Here is a 15,020-nt window from a genome sequence, read left to right on the forward strand (position 1 = left end):
GGGGAAGTCGTCCGGGGCGTGGGGCGTCGGCGATCGGCGGCGGTTAGCCTGCCGGCATGACGGAGCAGCTCGAACCCATGCCCGCGGACTGGCTGCGCGCCCTGGCCGTGGTCGCGCACCCCGATGATCTGGAGTACGGCTGCGCGGCGGCGATCGCGGGCTGGACCGACGAGGGCCGAGAGGTCTCCTATCTCCTCGTCACCCGTGGTGAGGCCGGCATCGACCGGCTGCGGCCGGAGGAGTGCGGACCGCTGCGCGAGCGCGAGCAGCGGGCGAGTGCCGCCGTTGTCGGCGTCCGCGAGGTGGAGTTCCTGGATCACCGTGACGGTGTGATCGAGTACGGCCTCCCCTTGCGCCGGGACATCGCCGCCGCAATCCGCAAGCACCGCCCCGAGCTGGTCATCACGCTCAACCACCGGGACACCTGGGGCGGCGTCGTCTGGAACACCCCCGATCACCGGGCGGTCGGCCGCGCCACCCTGGATGCCGCGGCCGACGCGGGCAATCGTTGGATCTTTCCGGAACTCGCGGAGTCGGGGCTCCGGCCGTGGAACGGGGTGCGGTGGGTCGCGGTCGCCGGGTCGGGCGCGCCCACCCATGCCGTCGACGCGACGGCCGGTCTTGAGCGCTCGGTGAAGTCGCTGCTGGCGCACCGCACGTACATCGAAGGGCTCACGGAGGAGGACCCCGAGGCGTACTGCCGCACCTTCCTGACCGGTCACGCGCGGGCCGAGGGTGCGCGCTTCGGCGGCCGCCCGGCCGTCGCGTTCGAACTCTTCACCCGCTGATTCCGGTCCGGTTCCGCTCGGCGTTCCGGCCCCGGATGTTCGGTGTCGTGCATATTCGGGTACCGCTTCGGAAGACAAAACCGCAGGTCCGCGAGTCGATGTTGTCCAGACCATTGACATGCAAGCGCCACGATGTTGAATTCGGTGTTGTTCTGCTGCGCGACTCCGGTGACTTGAGTGATCAATGGAGGACCTGTGACGCCTCGCCCACCCCGTCTCACCGCGCTCGGTACGGCGGCGACCCTGCTCGTCGGTGGTCTGCTGACCGCCGTGCCGCCCGCCCAGGCGGCCGGCGGCACCCGCGCCGCCACCCCGGCGAAAGCTGCGGACAGCCGGCCGGTCCCTGTCATCACACCGACCCCGCAGTCCGTGAAGCCCCGGGCCGACCGGATCGTCATCAGCCCGACCGTCACGCTGGTGGCGGGCAAGACCTCCGACGAGTCCGCCCTCCAGGTCGTGGAGAGCGCGCTGCGCCGGGCCGGCGCCCAGCGCGTCGTCCGCAGCGACAGACCCGCCCGGAGCGGGCTCACCGTCCATGTCGGTGATGCGGCCGCGCTCACCGTGCAAGGGATCGACGGCCCGTCCGCGCTGCCCGCCGACGGCTATGTGCTCGGCATCGGCGCCGGTCGCATCGTCCTCGCGGGCAAGGACACCACGGGCACGTACTACGCCGCGCAGACACTGCGTCAGATCCTGCCGCAGGAGAAACATCCGGGTGCCCGGGTCGCCGGGCTCGCGGTGCGCGACTGGCCCGGCACCGCGCTGCGCGGTGTCATCGAGGGCTTCTACGGCACTCCGTGGTCGCACGAGGCCCGGCTCGACCAGCTCGACTACTACGGCGAGCACAAGATGAACATCTACGTGTACTCGCCGAAGGACGACGCGTACCTGCGCGCGAAGTGGCGCGACGCCTACCCGGCCGACCAGCTGGGCCGGATCGAGGAGCTCGCAGACCGGGCCGCGCAGCGGCACGTGGAGTTCACCTACGCGCTCTCGCCCGGCCTCTCCGTCTGCTACAGCTCGGACGCGGACGCCAAGGCGCTGGTCGAGAAGTTCCAGACCATCTGGGACATCGGCGTACGCACCTTCGCCGTACCGCTCGACGACATCAGCTACACCGACTGGAACTGCGCCGAGGACAAGGCGAAGTGGGGGACCGGCGGCGGCGCCGCGGGCGCGGCGCAGGCGTATCTGCTCAACCGGGTCAACAAGGAGTTCATCGCCACCCACCCGGGCGCCCAGCCGCTCCAGATGGTTCCGACCGAGTACTACAACGTCTCCGCGTCGCCGTACAAGAAGGCGTTGTCCGAGCAGCTCGACCCCAATGTCCTGGTCGAATGGACGGGTGTCGGCGTCGTCGCGCCGACCATGACCGTCGCGCAGGCGCAGGCCGCCCGCACGGTCTTCGGCCATCCGATCCTGACCTGGGACAACTACCCGGTCAACGACTACGCGACGAACCGGCTGCTGCTCGGCCCCTTCAGCGGGCGGGAGAAGGGCCTGCCCGGCGAGCTGGCGGGGATCACGGCGAATCCGATGATCCAGCCGTACGCCTCGAAGATCGCGCTGTACACCGTCGCCGACTACGCGTGGAACGACGCCGCGTACGACCCCCGCACCTCATGGGGCCAGGGACTGAAGGAGTACGCGGGCGACGACCCCCGCACCCAGCAGGCGCTGCGGGCCTTCGCCGACGTGAACTACAGCTCGGCCCTCAACAAGGACCAGGCCCCCGAGCTGGCGGCGGAGTTCGCCCGCTACTGGAAGTCCGGGGACGCCGCCCGGCTCACCTCCGTGCTCGGCGCACTCGTCTCGGCACCCGGCAGGCTGCGCGCCGGCCTCCCGGACCGCGGCTTCGTCGCCGACGCCACCCCCTGGCTGGACGCGACCGGGGCCTGGGCCACCGCAGCCCGTACCGCCCTGAGCATGGTCGAGGCGGCCCGCGCAGGGAAGGGCGCCCAGGCCTGGGAGCTGCGCCAGCAACTGCCCGCACAGCTCACCGCGGCGAAGTCCTTCACGTACACCGGGCTCGACGGACGCGCGGTGCCGGTCCTCGTCGGTGACGGCGTCCTGGACCGGTTCGTCGAGGCGGCCGAGGCCGAGCACGACCGGATCCTCGGCATGAACGGCAGGTCCACGGCCTCGACGAACCTGGGCACGTACCAGAGCAACACCGTGGCCCGGATGCTGGACGGCGACGACTCCACCTACTTCTGGAGCGACGGGGCGCCCGCCGCGGGCGACACGGTCACCGTGGACCTCGGCCGGGTCCGTGACATCGGATCCGTCACCCTCGCGATGGCCAAGCCCGGCAGCACCGAGGACTACCTCCACCAGGGGGTGCTGGAGTACTCGGCCGACGGGCAGAACTGGCAGCAGCTCACCGCCTTCTCCGCGAAGCCGGACGTCACCGCGACCGCACCCGCCGGAACCACGGCACGCTACGTGCGGGCACGGGCGACCGCCGGCCAGGACAGCTGGCTGGTGGTACGGGAGTTCAGCATCCCGACGGACGAGGGCGCGGTGACCGGAGGGCCGCCCGCCGCGGCCGGATCCTCGCTGCGCGCGGCCTTCGACGGGGACCCGGGCACCGTCTACCGGGCGGCCCGTGCCCCGGAGGCCGGGGAGGCGCTGGAGCTGGGGCTCCTCGCCGCGCGGGCCGTGCCCTCCGTCACCGTTCTCCAGCCGGCCGGGTCCGAGGGCCGCGCCGACATCCAGCTGCGGGGGACCGACGGAACCTGGCGGACCGTCGGCGCGCTCGACGGCCCGTACGCCCGGATCGACACGGCGGGCCGCACCGCCGACGCGGTGCGGCTCGTCTGGCGCACCGGGTCGGCGGCACCGCAGATCGCCGACGTGGTGGTGGCCGGCCAGGACTGAGGTCCGTACCCGCGCCCGGTCCGGCCCGAAGCCCCTTCGCGCCGGACCGGGCGCGCCCATGTCCGGCTCCGGCCGGAACCGGGACCGGCGAGTTGTTCCCAGAGGGGCAAGCGACCGCTTAGTATGCGCCGGAGCAGTGGTAATGCCGACAGTGTTGTGGAGGCCCCTCATGCAGGCATGGCGAGTGCACCGGAACGGCGAGCCGAGCGAGGTGATGCGGCTGGAGGAGACGGACCGGCCCACGCCCGGCGACGGGCAGGTGCTCGTCGAGGTGCTCGCGGCGAACATCAACTTCCCCGACGCGCTGCTCTGCCGGGGCCAGTACCAGGTGCGGCCGCCGCTGCCCTTCACCCCCGGTGTGGAGATCTGCGGCAGGACGGCGGACGGTCGGCGGGTGCTCGCCAACCCCGCCCTGCCGTACGGCGGGTTCGCCGAGTACGTGGTCGCGGACGAGGCGGCGCTGCTGCCCGCACCGGACACCCTGGACGACGCCGAGGCCGCCGCCCTGCACATCGGCTACCAGACGGGGTGGTTCGGCCTGCACCGCAGGGCGCGCCTGCGGGCGGGCGAGACCCTCCTGGTCCATGCGGCGGCCGGCGGGGTCGGCAGCGCCGCCGTCCAGCTCGGCAAGGCCGCCGGAGCCACCGTCATCGGTGTGGTGGGCGGTCCCGAGAAGGCGAAGACCGCCGACGGGCTCGGCTGCGACCTGGTCATCGACCGCCACAGCGAGGACATCGTCGCCGCGGTCAAGGAAGCCACCGGCGGACGTGGTGCCGACGTGGTCTACGACCCGGTCGGCGGCGACGCCTACGCCAAGTCCGTGAAGTGCGTCGCCTTCGAGGGCCGGGTTCTCGTCGTCGGCTTCGCGAGCGGTGTCGTCCCCACCCCGGCGCTGAACCACGCACTCGTCAAGAACTACTCGATCGCCGGACTCCACTGGGGTCTGTACAACACCAAGGACCCGGCCGCCGTCCGCGCCTGCCACGACGAGCTCACCCGGCTCGCCGCACAGGGCGTCATCAAGCCGCTGATCAGTGAACGCGTCGGGCTGCCCGGGGCCGCCGAAGCGGTCCAGCGGGTCGCCGACGGCACCAGCACCGGCCGGATCGTCGTCCTCCCGGCAGGAGCCGCCCGATGAACGCGCCCGACGCGGCCGGACTCCGCCGCCGCGCCCAGGACCTGCTCGCCGCACACCCCCCGGCCACCACCGGCCGCACCGACTTCCTCAAGGCCCGCTTCGACGCCGGGCTGGCCTGGGTGCACTACCCCGCCGGACTCGGCGGCCTCGCCGCGCCACGCTCCCTGCAGCCCGTCGTCGACGCCGAACTCGCCGCGGCCGGCGCCCCCGACAACGACCCGCGCCGGATCGGGATCGGCCTCGGCATGGCCGCCCCCACCATCCTCGGCTTCGGCACCGACGAGCAGAAACAGCGCTTCCTGCGGCCGCTGTGGGTCGGCGAGGAGGTCTGGTGCCAGCTCTTCAGCGAACCGGGAGCCGGCTCCGACCTCGCCGCCCTCGGCACCCGCGCCGTCCGTGACGGCGAGGACTGGGTGGTCGACGGGCAGAAGGTCTGGACGTCCAGCGCCCATCTGGCCCGCTGGGCGATCCTCATCGCCCGGACCGACCCGGACCTGCCCAAGCACCGCGGCATCAGCTACTTCATCTGCGACATGACCGACCCCGGCGTCGAGGTGCGGCCGCTGCGCCAGATCACCGGCGAGGCAGAGTTCAACGAGGTCTTCCTGACCGGCGTACGCATCCCCGACAGCAGGCGCCTGGGCCCGGTCGGCGAGGGCTGGAAGGTCGCACAGACCACGCTGATGAACGAGCGGGTCTCCATCGGCGGGGCACGCATCCCGCGCGAGGGCGGCATGATCGGCCCGGTCGCCCGCACCTGGCGCGAACGCCCCGAACTGCGCACCCACGACCTCCATCAGCGTCTGCTGACCCTCTGGGTCGAGGCCGAGGTGGCCAGGCTCACCGGCACCCGGCTGCGCCAGCAGCTCGTCGCCGGACAGCCCGGCCCCGAAGGCTCAGGAATGAAACTCGCCTTCGCCCGGCTCAACCAGGAGATCAGCGGGCTGGAGGTCGAACTGCTCGGCGAGGAAGGGCTGTTGTACGACGACTGGACCATGCGGCGGCCCGAGCTGGTCGACTTCACCGGACGGGACGTCGGCTACCGCTATCTCCGCTCCAAGGGCAACTCCATTGAGGGCGGCACCAGTGAGGTGCTGCTCAACATCGTTGCCGAGCGTGTCCTCGGTCTTCCCGCCGAGCCGCGCAACGACAAGGACGTCGCCTGGAAGGATCTGGCCCGATGACCGCACCGACCGAAGAGACCCAGGCGCCCGATCTGCTGTACTCGGAGGCCGAGGAGGATCTGCGGGCAGCGGTGCGTGCGCTGCTCGCCGACCGGGGCGACGCGTCGGCGGTGCTCGCCCGCGTCGAGTCCGGCGCGCCGTACGACCCGCGGCTCTGGGAGGCCCTCGCCGCCGGCATCGGTGCCGCGGGGCTGCTGGTGCCGGAGGAGTTCGGCGGGCAGGGCGCGAGCCATCGCGAGGCCGCGGTGGTGCTGGAGGAGCTGGGCCGCGCGGTCACGCCCGCGCCGTATCTGACCGGTGCGGTCGTCGCCACGGAGACGCTCCTCGCTCTGGGGGCGCCCGACGGACCGGTCGCCGCACTGCTCGGGGACCTCGCCGCCGGCCGTCGGGTCGCGGTCCTCGCGGTGCCGTTCGCCGCCTCGGCGCCCGAGGCCGCTCAGCCGGCCGGTGTCGTGGCCGGGCGGGTGGAGGGGACGGTGACCGGCGTCGCCGACGCGGCCGCCGCCGATGTGCTGCTGGTGCCGACCACCGACGGTCTGTACGCGGTCGAGACCGGTGCGCAAGGGGTCGCCGTGGAGTCCTTGGTGCCGCTCGACCTGACCCGTCCGCTCGCCACCGTCACCCTCGCCGGGGCCGCCGGAACGCGCCTGGCCGACGGTGCGGCAGCGGTCGCCGCCGTACGCCGGGGGCTGCTGGCCGGCGCCGGACTGCTTGCCTCCGAACAGCTCGGAATCGCCGAGTGGTGCCTGACCGAAACGGTCCGCCACACCCGTGAACGACACCAGTTCAACCGGCCGGTCGGCTCGTTCCAGGCGCTCAAGCACCGTATGGCGCAGCTCTGGCTGGAGGTCGTGTCGGCCCGCGCCGCCGCGCGCAACGCGGCGGACTCCCTCGCGACCGGCAGCCCCGACACCGCGTTGGCCGTGGCCGTCGCGCAGGCGTACTGCTCGGGGGTCGCGGTGCACGCCGCGGAGGAGTGCGTCCAGCTGCACGGCGGGATCGGGATGACCTGGGAGCACCCGGCGCACCTGTATCTCAAGCGCGCCAAGGCCGACTCGATCGCGTACGGCACGGCCGGGCGGCACCGCGAGACCATCGCCGGGCTCGTGGAACTGCCCGCGCCGTAGACGAGGAGCGGGAACAGCCCGCAGCGTTGCGGGACTTGGAAGCGGAGGCGTGTGCACGCGCCTCCGCTTCCGCGTTCCCGCGGCGGGCGGGGTACCGGGCACCCCTTTACCTGCTGTTTAATTGCGATGGTTTCGCAATAACATCTGATCTTCAATAAGGGATGTGCAGAGTATGACGGCCCGATCGATACGGGGAGCGGTCGCCGCAGCACTGGCGACCGTGCTGTCGTTGACCGCGGCGGCCTGTTCCCAGCCGGGTGGCCCGGACGGCGGTGGCTCCGGGTCGGGTGCGGGGGACTCGGCGGTGGTCGGTATCGCCTACGAGCCCGACAGCCTCAGCCCGCTGCTCGGATACGGCAAGGACGGCAACTCCAAGATCTTCGACGGGCTGCTCGCCCTCGACGACGGCATGAAGCTGCGGCCCGCACTCGCCACCGCCCTGCCCGAGGTGAGCGATGACGGACTGACCTACACCTACAGGCTCCGCAAGGGCGTGAAGTTCAGCGACGGCGAGCCCTTCGGCGCGAAGGACGTCGTCTACACCTACCGGACCATCCTCGACGAAAAGACCAACAACGCCTCCCGCACCGAACTCGACGCGGTGAAGAGCGTCGAGGCGGCCGGCGACGACACCGTCGTCTTCACACTCAAGTACCCCTACGCGCCCTTCGCCCAGCGCACCGTCCTGCCCATCGCACCCGAACACATCGCGGGCAAGCAGGACGTCAACACCGGCGACTTCACCACCCACCCCATAGGCACCGGACCGTATCTGCTCACCAAGTGGTCCAAGGGCGAGAAGATCGCGTTCAGGGCCAACCCCGGCTACTGGGGCGGCGCGCCGAAGGTGAAGAAGTTCACCATGGCGATCATCAAGGACGACGACGTACGTGCCACCCGGCTGCGCTCCGGCGAACTCGACGGCGCCATCCTGCCGCCCAACCTCGCCAAGGGCTTCGCCCGCGCCGGCGGCACCCGGACGTACGCCGCCACCACGTACGACTACCGCACCGTGACCCTGCCCACGCAGAACGAGGTCACCGGCGACCTCGCCGTCCGGCGCGCCCTCGACATCGCCGTCGACCGGAAGGCCATGGTCGACTCCATTCTCAACGGCGAGGGCCGGCCCGCCTACGGGCCCGTGCCCACCGACAGCGAGTGGTTCACCAAGGGCACCGAGCGCCCCCACGACCTCGCCGCCGCGAAGAAGATCCTCGACGACGCGGGATGGAAGCCCGGCAAGGACGGCATCCGCACCAGAAACGGCGTACGCGCCGCCTTCCCGCTCTGGTACCTCACCGGCGACAAGCTGCGCCAGGACCACGCGCTCGCCTACGCCTCCGACGCCAAGAAGGCCGGCATCGACATCACCACCGAGGCCGGGACCTGGGAGGTCATCGAGCCCCGGATGAAGCGGGACGCGGTCCTCGCGGGCGGCGGATCGCCCGCCGACCCCGACTTCGACCAGTACACCCTGCTGAAGTCCTCGCTCGCGGGCGACGGCTTCAACAACATGGCGTGGTACGACAACAAGGCCGTCGACCGGGCCCTCGAAGCGGGCCGCAGAAGCGGTGACGCCGCCGCACGCAAGGCCGCCTACGACACCGTCCAGCGTGAACTGGTGAAGAACCCCGGCTACACCTTCCTCACCCACATCGACCACCTCTACGTCGTCAAGGACCGCTTCGGCGCCCTGACCACCCAGGTCGAACCGCACGACCACGGACTGGCATCCGGCCCGTGGTGGAACGTCGAGGACTGGACGCCGAAGAAGTGAGCCGGCGCCTCCCCTGGGGGCCGATGGGCAGGATGGCGGGACGGCGGGTGCTGCTCGCCGTCCCCGTCCTGGCCGCGGTGACGTTCGGCGTCTTCGCCGTCGCCGCCGCCTCCCCCTTCGACCCGGTCAAGGCATACGCGGGCACCGCCGGGCTCACCGCGTCACAGGAGAACCTCGACCAGTTGCGGGCCAACCTCGGCGTCGACCAGCCGCTCGTCAGCCGCTGGTGGAACTGGCTGAGCTCCGCGCTCGGCGGCGACCTCGGCGACTCCGCAACGATGCGCCAGCCAGTCGCCGACGTCATCGGTGAACGCCTGGGCTGGTCCGTGCTGCTCGCCGCGACCGCCTTCGCCGTCGCCGTACTGCTCGGCACGGGCCTCGGCGTACTGGCCGCCCGCAGGCCCGGCGGCCTGCTCGACCGGTGCGTCGGCTCCGCCGCGTACACGCTCGAAGCCGCCCCCGCCTTCTGGCTCGGACTGCTCGCCATCTGGTTCTTGGCCCTGGAGCTCGACGTGCTCCCGGCCGGCGGTCTCACCGACGCGGCCAGCGACACCGTCACCTTCGGGCAGGTCGCCGTGCATCTGGTGCTCCCCGCGGCCGTGCTCGGCGTCTCCCAGCTGCCCTGGTTCTTCCTCTACGTGCGCCAGGGCGTCGCGGACGCGCTCGGCGAGGACCCCGTGCGCGGCGCCCGCGCCCGCGGACTGCGCGAGCGCACCGTACTGCTCGGCCACGCACTGCGCTCCGGGATGCTGCCGATGCTCACCCTGATCGGCTCCCGTGTCCCCGAACTCATCACCGGCGCCCTGCTCGTCGAGACGGTCTTCAGCTGGCCGGGCATCGCCGCCGCCACCGTGCAGGCCGCCACCTCCGTCGACTTCCCGCTGCTGGCCGCACTCACGGTGCTGGCGACCGTGGCGGTCGTCCTCGGCAATCTCCTCTCCGACCTGCTGTACGCGATCGCCGACCCGAGAGTGGGCTTCGATGGCTGAAACCGTCCTCGGATCCGCGCGTCGCACCACCCGTCGCATCCGCGTGATCGCCTCCGCCGGGATCGTCGCCGCGGTGCTGCTCGCGGTCCTGCTGGTGCCGCCACTGGTCCAGCTCGACCAGCAGGCCGTCGACCTCGCGGCCAGGCTCCGGCCACCGTCCTGGGAGCACCCCTTCGGCACCGACGACGTCGGGCGTGATCTGTTGCTGCGCTGCGTCTACGGGCTCCGCGTCTCGCTGCTCGTCGGCGTCGTCGCCGGGCTCACCGCGACCGTGATCGGGACCGCGGTCGGCGCGCTGGCCGCGGCCTTCGGAGGATGGACCGACCGCGTCGTCATGCGGCTCGTGGACACCTTCTCCTCCGTGCCGCATCTGCTGCTCGGCATCTTCATCGTGGCCATGTTCCGGCCCGGCGTGGGCCCGGTGATCGTCTCCGTCGCGCTCACCCACTGGCTGTCCACGGCCAGGATCGTCCGCTCCGAAGTGCTGTCGCTGCGCTCGCGTCCCTTCATCGACGCGGCGATCTCGGGCGGGGCCTCGCGCGGACGGGTCGTCGTCCGGCATCTGCTGCCCGCGGTGCTTCCGCAGGCGGGTCTGGCGGCCGTGCTGATGGTGCCGCACGCCATGTGGCACGAGTCCGCGCTCTCCTTCCTGGGCCTCGGACTGCCCACCCACCAGGCGAGTCTGGGCAACCTCGTGCAGACGGCGCGCGGTTCGCTCCTCGCCGGGGACTGGTGGCCCACGCTCTTCCCCGGCCTGTTCCTGGTGATACCGACCCTCGCGCTGGCGGGCCTCGCCGGTGCCTGGCGGGAGCGGATCAACCCCCGCCGCCGATCGGAGCTGATGCTGTGAAGAACGACCCCGGCCCGAAGGCGCCGGTCCTCTCCGTCCGCGGCCTCTCCGTGCGCTTCCGGATGCGGGGCGGCCGGCACATCGCCGCCGTCGCCGACGCGCACTTCGACCTTGCGGCGGGGGAGTGCCTGGCACTGGTCGGCGAGAGCGGCTGCGGCAAGTCCGTGCTGGCCTCGGCGCTGCTGGGACTGCTTCCCGGCAACGCGCGGACCGCGGGCTCGGCGGTGCTCGACGACGGCACCGATCTCCTCGGCCTGGACGAGAAGAGCCTCGCCCGCACGGTACGCGGCCGCCGCATCGGACTCGTACCGCAGAGCCCCGCCGCGCACCTCACCCCGGTCCGCACCGTGCGGGCCCAGCTGGAGGAGACCCTGCGCGAACTGACCGGCACCCGCAGGCCCGCCCTGCGCCCGGCGGCCGAACAGGCCGCGGCACGCGCCTCGTTCCCGTCCGGGCACCTCGACCGCCATCCGCACGAACTCTCCGGCGGCCTGGCCCAGCGGGCGGCGACCGCGCTCGCCCTCATCGGCGACGCACCCCTGCTCCTGGCCGACGAGCCCACCACCGGACTCGACCGCGAGCTGGTCGAGCGGACCGTCGACGAACTGCGCCGCCACACCGACGGGGGCCGGGCGCTGCTGATCATCACCCACGATCTCGCGGCGGCCGAGCGGATCGCCGACCGGGTCGCCGTGATGTACGCGGGCCGCATCGTCGAACTCGCCGGCGCCGAGGATTTCTTCGGGGAGCCAGGACCGCGCCACCCGTACGCGCGCGGCCTCCTCGACGCCCTGCCGGAGCGCGCCTTCGCACCGATCCCCGGAATGCCGCCCGAGCTCGGGGCACTTCCCGAGGGGTGCGCGTTCGCGGCCCGCTGCGGCCGCGCGGACGACCGGTGTTCCGTACTGCCCCTGTTCGACGGCCGTCTCGCCTGCCACCACGGTGTGCGGGCGAACGGGGAGGAGCCGGTCCGTGCTTGAACTCACCCGCATCACCGCCGGGTACGACCGACGCGATCCCGCCGTCCGCGAGGTCTCGCTGAGCCTCGCGCCGGGGGAGTCCCTCGGACTGCTCGGCCCGAGCGGCTGCGGCAAGTCCACCCTGGCCAGGGTAGCGGCCCTGCTGCACCGCCCGTACGCGGGCACGGTGGTGCTCGACGGCGAACCGGTACGAGGCTGGCGGCACCGTGCCCCGCGTGCGCAGCGCACCGCCGTCGGCGTCGTCTTCCAGCAGCCCCGGCTCTCCGCCGACCCCCGGCTCACCCTGCGCGAACTCATCGCCCAGCCGCTGCGGGCGACCGGACGACGCTCGGAGGTGGCGGACCGGGTGGCCGGGCTGGCACCGTCGGTCGGGCTCACCCCGGAGCTGCTGGGCCGGCGCCCGCACGAGGTGAGCGACGGCCAGTTGCAGCGTGCCTGTCTGGCGAGGGCCCTGGTTCTGCGGCCGCGCTGGCTGATCTGCGACGAGATGACCGCGATGCTCGACGCGTCGACGACCGCCGCTCTGGTGGCGGTCGTCGAGTCCTACCGGCGGGAGTCCGGGGCCGGACTGCTGGCCGTCGGCCACGACAGGGTGCTGCTGGAACGCTGGTGCGACCGCACGGTCGGCTGGCGGGAGTGCTCCGGGCCGGGCGCACCGCAGGAGTCCATGAGCCCGACCGGATAAGTCCATGCCCCTGGTGCGTGGCACACCCCCACCCTTGTTGACGAGTCCATGACCAAAGGGCGGTTCCGTCCGCCCGGACAAGGAGTGGGAGATGCGCAGAACACGCGCCACCGTCGTGGTGGTGATCCTCGCCGTCGCCGCCTGCCTGGGGCTGGCCGGGCCGTCCGCCGCGGCCGGCCAGACCCCGGGTTCGTACAGCAACTACACCTTCCCGGCCGGTACCACCGCACTCGACGAGGTCACCTTCGGAACGACCGTCCAGTCGGATCCCGGCCGCGCGAACGTCTTCTGGTCCCACCAGTTCGGTTTCACCAACGGGGTCGGCGGCTACATCGGCATGCAGCGCAACCGCGCCGGCGGCGGCCTGTTCCTCTTCTCTCTCTGGGACTCCACCGGAGGCCGGCCGGGAAGCACGGGCACCTACTGCCAGACGTTCGCCGAAGGCGGCACCGGCTACACCTGCCGCCTCGGCGAACGGTTCACCGCCGGGCACCACTACCGTTTCCGTGTCGCACCCGACACCACGGCCGGCTGGTACCGGGCCACGATCACCGACGACACGGCCGGCACCTCGTTCGTCCTCGGCAGCCTCCAGACCGGCACCGGAGCGAAGATCGCCACCAGCGGCATGGTCGACTGGGTCGAGTACTTCGACTGGAACAACAACGCCGCGACCTGCGCCGACTCCCCGTACTCCAAGGCCCTCCTCGACCTGCCCGCCGGCACCGTCGGCAGCCAGGCCGTCACCGCCGCCCTCGGCTCCACCAGCGTCAGCAGCACCTGTTCCAGTGGCGCCGGGGTGAGTGCCCGGAGCGGCGGCAGTGTGCACGAGGACGGCATCGGCAACTCGTCGTCCGGATCCCTCACCGGCATCGGCGGCGCCTGCGTCGACATCCCCGGCGGCACGACCGGAACGCAGCTGGAACTCTGGACCTGCAACGGCGGCAACAACCAGAACTGGGTACGCGCGTCCGACGGCACGCTGCGCGCGCAGTTCCACTGCCTGACCGTGAGCGGCACCACCGCAGGGACCGCGGTCTGCGACGGCTCGGCCGCCCAGCAGTGGCGGACCGACGGAGCGGCCCTGCTGAATCCCGCCACCGGAAAGTGCCTCGACGCCTACGGGGGCGGCAGCGCCAACGGCACCCCGCTCGGCATCTACACCTGCACCGGCGGCGCCAACCAGCGCTGGACGCTTCCGGCCTGACCGGGGGAACGCCAACCGACGGGCGGACGACGAACCGGTCAACTCTTGTGCGGCGGCCGCTCGTTGCGGTGGGTGCCGCCGCATACTCGGTCGCGTCCGCCCGTCCGGTCCACCACTCGCCCCGGGAGAATCCATGGCGTTCCCGACCCGCCGAACCGTCTTCACCACCGCGCTCGCCACCGTGGCCGCAGGCGCGCTGCTGTCCCCGCAGACGGCCGTCGCGTCCGAAGCGGCCACCGCGTCACCGGCCGCACGGCGCCACCGCGCGCAGCCGCTGCGCCGGGCCCACGCACACAACGACTATCTGCACACGCGCCCCCTGCACGACGCGCTCGGGCACGGATTCACCAGTGTCGAGGCCGACATCTTCCTGGTGGACGGGGAACTGCTGGTCGCCCACGAGGCCACCGGCCTCGACCCCGCCCGCACCCTCGCCTCGCTCTACCTCGACCCGCTGCTGGCCAGGGTCCGGGCCAACCACGGCACGGTCCACCCCGGCCACCACGAACCCGTGCAGCTGCTGATCGACATCAAGACGGACGGCGCCGCGGCCTATCTCGAACTCGACCGGCAGCTGCGGCACTACCGGCGGATGCTGACGTCGTACCACCACGGCCGGGTACGCCCCGGCGCCGTCACCCCCGTGATCTCCGGCGACCGCGCCGCCCGCGCCCCGATGGAGGCGCAGCACACCCGCCACGCCTTCTACGACGGCCGCCCCGAGGACCTCGGGACCTCGGCCACCGCCTCGTTCATCCCGCTCATCAGCAGCAGCTGGACCGACGACTTCGGCTGGCTGGGCGCGGGCCCCTTCCCCGCCGCGGAGCGGGACAAACTGCGCGCGCACGTGGCCCGGGCCCACCGGAGCGGCCAGCGCGTGCGCTTCTGGGCCACGCCCGACGCGCCGGGACCGGAGCGGGAGGCGGTCTGGACGGAGCTGCTGGCCGCCGGGGTCGACCACCTCAACACCGATGACCTGGCAGGGCTCGAACACTTCCTCCGCATCCACGACCGGGACATCCGGACCGGGGCCGCCCGCCTCGGTGGCTGACCGGGGCGCACGGCCCCGAGCGTGACAGCCAGTCAATACCCGGATGGCGGACACGCCAGTGCGCCGGACGGCTCCCTCGCTGCGCCACACTGGCGGCCAAATGCCGCATTCCGGCGCGGCGGAGGAGGTTGGCCATGGCCATTTCGATCTCACTGGTGCTGCTTCTGCTGATCCTTGCGGTGATCTTCCTCCGCAACGGCGGGCTGAAGCTCTCGCATGCGCTGGTCTGCGCCATGCTCGGGTTCTTCCTCGCGGGTACGAGCATGGCGCCGACCATCCAGGACAGCCTGGCCGCCACGGCCGACGTCGTCAGCAACCTCACACCCTGACCCCGGCGCCCTGCCCGGCGATCAGGAGCGGCTGG

At 72.3% G+C, this 15,020-nt stretch carries 13 protein-coding genes; all 13 read left to right on the top strand.

The window, feature by feature from the left end; translation table 11 throughout:
* Positions 1 to 56 precede the first annotated feature (56 nt).
* The 13 genes from AB0D53_RS23760 to AB0D53_RS23820 all read left to right on the top strand — a co-directional run bounded on the left by AB0D53_RS23760 (position 57) and on the right by AB0D53_RS23820 (position 14,985).
* On the top strand, positions 57 to 788 hold the full coding sequence (locus AB0D53_RS23760; protein WP_362449743.1) for a PIG-L deacetylase family protein: 732 nt from the start codon (positions 57 to 59) through the stop codon (positions 786 to 788).
* 195 nt (positions 789 to 983) lie between these two features.
* Complete coding sequence (locus tag AB0D53_RS23765; RefSeq protein WP_362449745.1) at positions 984 to 3,668, top strand: beta-N-acetylglucosaminidase domain-containing protein; 2,685 nt, start codon at positions 984 to 986, stop codon at positions 3,666 to 3,668.
* Between the two features lie 169 nt (positions 3,669 to 3,837).
* Entirely contained in the window at positions 3,838 to 4,806 is a 969-nt protein-coding gene (locus AB0D53_RS23770) for an NADPH:quinone oxidoreductase family protein (RefSeq protein WP_362449747.1), read from the top strand.
* A complete protein-coding gene (locus AB0D53_RS23775) occupies positions 4,803 to 5,990 on the top strand; it encodes an acyl-CoA dehydrogenase family protein (protein ID WP_362449749.1) in 1,188 nt (395 codons plus the stop codon). Before AB0D53_RS23770 ends, AB0D53_RS23775 begins: the two co-directional genes overlap by 4 nt.
* Complete coding sequence (locus AB0D53_RS23780) at positions 5,987 to 7,117, top strand: acyl-CoA dehydrogenase family protein (RefSeq protein WP_362449751.1); 1,131 nt, start codon at positions 5,987 to 5,989, stop codon at positions 7,115 to 7,117. Before AB0D53_RS23775 ends, AB0D53_RS23780 begins: the two co-directional genes overlap by 4 nt.
* Positions 7,118 to 7,289: 172 nt before the next feature.
* Complete coding sequence (locus tag AB0D53_RS23785) at positions 7,290 to 8,894, top strand: ABC transporter substrate-binding protein (protein WP_362449753.1); 1,605 nt, start codon at positions 7,290 to 7,292, stop codon at positions 8,892 to 8,894.
* Between the two features lie 23 nt (positions 8,895 to 8,917).
* Positions 8,918 to 9,883: an ABC transporter permease gene (locus tag AB0D53_RS23790; RefSeq protein WP_362449864.1), complete on the top strand. Its 966-nt coding sequence runs from the start codon at positions 8,918 to 8,920 to the stop codon at positions 9,881 to 9,883.
* The gene (locus AB0D53_RS23795) at positions 9,876 to 10,733 is read left to right on the top strand and encodes an ABC transporter permease (RefSeq protein WP_362449755.1); all 858 of its coding nucleotides are present in this window, start codon (positions 9,876 to 9,878) and stop codon (positions 10,731 to 10,733) included. The genes AB0D53_RS23790 and AB0D53_RS23795 overlap by 8 nt, the downstream gene beginning before the upstream one ends.
* Before the next feature lie 62 nt (positions 10,734 to 10,795).
* Complete coding sequence (locus tag AB0D53_RS23800) at positions 10,796 to 11,713, top strand: ABC transporter ATP-binding protein (RefSeq protein WP_362449866.1); 918 nt, start codon at positions 10,796 to 10,798, stop codon at positions 11,711 to 11,713.
* A complete protein-coding gene (locus AB0D53_RS23805; RefSeq protein WP_362449757.1) occupies positions 11,706 to 12,398 on the top strand; it encodes an ATP-binding cassette domain-containing protein in 693 nt (230 codons plus the stop codon). Before AB0D53_RS23800 ends, AB0D53_RS23805 begins: the two co-directional genes overlap by 8 nt.
* 91 nt (positions 12,399 to 12,489) lie before the next feature.
* Positions 12,490 to 13,605 carry a ricin-type beta-trefoil lectin domain protein gene (locus AB0D53_RS23810; protein ID WP_362449759.1) on the top strand — a complete coding sequence of 372 codons (1,116 nt, stop codon included), beginning with the start codon at positions 12,490 to 12,492 and terminating at the stop codon, positions 13,603 to 13,605.
* 133 nt (positions 13,606 to 13,738) lie between these two features.
* Positions 13,739 to 14,656: a phosphatidylinositol-specific phospholipase C/glycerophosphodiester phosphodiesterase family protein gene (locus tag AB0D53_RS23815; protein WP_362449761.1), complete on the top strand. Its 918-nt coding sequence runs from the start codon at positions 13,739 to 13,741 to the stop codon at positions 14,654 to 14,656.
* 134 nt (positions 14,657 to 14,790) lie between these two features.
* Positions 14,791 to 14,985, top strand: a complete 195-nt coding sequence (locus tag AB0D53_RS23820) for a hypothetical protein (protein ID WP_329816392.1) — start codon at positions 14,791 to 14,793, stop codon at positions 14,983 to 14,985.
* Positions 14,986 to 15,020: the final 35 nt, after the last annotated feature.

The sequence above is a fragment of the Streptomyces sp. NPDC048295 genome (assembly GCF_040652135.1).
Classification (GTDB): Bacteria; Actinomycetota; Actinomycetes; order Streptomycetales; family Streptomycetaceae; genus Streptomyces.

Bases quoted from the DNA above. Each gene is read 5' to 3' on its own strand.
- AB0D53_RS23760 (WP_362449743.1), top strand. From the start codon at position 57: ATGACGGAGCAGCTCGAACCCATGCCCGCGGACTGGCTGCGCGCCCTG.
- AB0D53_RS23770 (WP_362449747.1), top strand. From the start codon at position 3,838: ATGCAGGCATGGCGAGTGCACCGGAACGGCGAGCCGAGCGAGGTGATG.
- AB0D53_RS23775 (WP_362449749.1), top strand. From the start codon at position 4,803: ATGAACGCGCCCGACGCGGCCGGACTCCGCCGCCGCGCCCAGGACCTG.
- AB0D53_RS23780 (WP_362449751.1), top strand. From the start codon at position 5,987: ATGACCGCACCGACCGAAGAGACCCAGGCGCCCGATCTGCTGTACTCG.
- AB0D53_RS23785 (WP_362449753.1), top strand. From the start codon at position 7,290: ATGACGGCCCGATCGATACGGGGAGCGGTCGCCGCAGCACTGGCGACC.
- AB0D53_RS23790 (WP_362449864.1), top strand. From the start codon at position 8,918: ATGGGCAGGATGGCGGGACGGCGGGTGCTGCTCGCCGTCCCCGTCCTG.
- AB0D53_RS23795 (WP_362449755.1), top strand. From the start codon at position 9,876: ATGGCTGAAACCGTCCTCGGATCCGCGCGTCGCACCACCCGTCGCATC.
- AB0D53_RS23800 (WP_362449866.1), top strand. From the start codon at position 10,796: ATGCGGGGCGGCCGGCACATCGCCGCCGTCGCCGACGCGCACTTCGAC.
- AB0D53_RS23810 (WP_362449759.1), top strand. From the start codon at position 12,490: ATGCGCAGAACACGCGCCACCGTCGTGGTGGTGATCCTCGCCGTCGCC.
- AB0D53_RS23815 (WP_362449761.1), top strand. From the start codon at position 13,739: ATGGCGTTCCCGACCCGCCGAACCGTCTTCACCACCGCGCTCGCCACC.
- AB0D53_RS23820 (WP_329816392.1), top strand. From the start codon at position 14,791: ATGGCCATTTCGATCTCACTGGTGCTGCTTCTGCTGATCCTTGCGGTG.